Origin of the sequence: Actinotalea ferrariae CF5-4 (genome assembly GCF_000603945.1) — a bacterium.
Classification (GTDB): Bacteria; Actinomycetota; Actinomycetes; order Actinomycetales; family Cellulomonadaceae; genus Actinotalea; species Actinotalea ferrariae.
The window spans coordinates 1-1407 of record NZ_AXCW01000465.1 but is presented as its reverse complement, the minus strand read 5'-3'; the positions used below and the strand labels follow the sequence as shown (position 1 = coordinate 1407).

General features: G+C 70.0%; 1 protein-coding gene. It reads right to left on the bottom strand.

The window, feature by feature from the left end:
- Positions 1–49 precede the first annotated feature (49 nt).
- Positions 50–1291 (bottom strand): IS256 family transposase, encoded by a 1242-nt coding sequence (locus tag N866_RS18815; RefSeq protein WP_034229682.1) that lies wholly within the window; start codon positions 1289–1291, stop codon positions 50–52.
- Between the last annotated feature and the right edge of the window lie 116 nt (positions 1292–1407).

Here is a 1407-nt window from a genome sequence, read left to right as displayed (position 1 = left end):
GGTCAAGTCCCTGGAAGTGGTGTAGCGCTTCGGCGTGATCCTTCGGGGTTCAGGCGGTCAGGGCGAGGGGCTGGTCGGTCTCCTTGGTCTCGGTGGTGATGAGGTCCAGGCGGGAGCGGTGCAGGACCTCGAGGGCGAGGTAGCGGCGTCCTTCGGCCCATTCGTCGTGCTGCTCGGCCAGGACGGCTCCGACGAGGCGGATGACGGAGTCGCGGTCGGGGAAGATCCCGACGACGTCGGTGCGGCGGCGGATCTCCCGGTTGAGCCGCTCGTTCGGGTTGTTGGACCAGATCTGTCGCCAGGCGGCCTTGGGGAAGTGGGTGAACGCGAGCAGGTCCGCGCGGGCGTCGTCCAGGTGCTCGGCGACCGCCGGCAGCTGGTCACCGACGCTGTCGAGGAGCTTGTCGAACTGGGCGTGGACGGAGGCCGCGTCGGGCTGGTCGTAGACGCTGTGCAGCATGGCCTTGACCGCCGGCCAGGAGCTCTTCGGGGTCACGGCCATGAGGTTCGCGGCGTAGTGGGTGCGGCACCGCTGCCAGGTCGCGCCGGGCAGGTTCGCCGCGATCGCTTCGACCAGGCCGGCGTGGGCGTCGGAGGTCACCAGGCGCACCCCTGATAGGCCGCGGGCGACGAGGTCGGCGAAGAACGCGTTCCACGCCTCCTTGGTCTCGGCTGTGGCCAGGCGCAGCCCGAGGATCTCCCGGTGCCCGTCACCGTTGACGCCGGTCGCCACCAGCACGGCGGCGTTGACCACGCGTCCGCCCTCCCGGACCTTCATCATCAAGGCGTCCGCGGCGAGGAACGTGAACGGGCCGGCCTCGGCCAGGGAGCGGGTGCGGAACGCCTCGACCTGGGCGTCGAGGTCTTCGGCCATCCGCGAGACCTGCGACTTGGACAGCGAGGTGATCCCCAGGGACTGCACGAGCTTGTCCATCCGCCGGGTGCTCACCCCGAGCAGGTAGCAGGTCGCCACGACGCTGATCAGGGCGGCCTCGGCGCGCTTGCGCCGCTCCAGCAGCCACTCGGGGAAGTAGGACCCGGTGCGCAGCTTGGGGACGGCGACGTCGATCGTGCCGACCCGGGTGTCCAGGTCCCGGTGCCGGTAACCGTTGCGTCGGTTGACCCGATCGGCCGAGGGCTGGCCCCACTCGGCGCCGCAGACCGCGTCGGCCTCCGCCGACAGCAAGCTGTTGATCACCGTGGAGAGCAGGTGACGCATGAGGTCCGGCGAGGCGTCGGTCAGGGCCTGGCCCAGGACGGCGGCAGGGTCGACAATGCGAGGTGCGGTCATCGTGATGCTCCGTTCGAGGGTGCTGTGAGAGGTTCACTCGAAGGATCACGCGGTGACCGCGTCGTCGTCTACGACGACCACGGCCCCAGCGCTACACCACTATCCGGGACGCGACT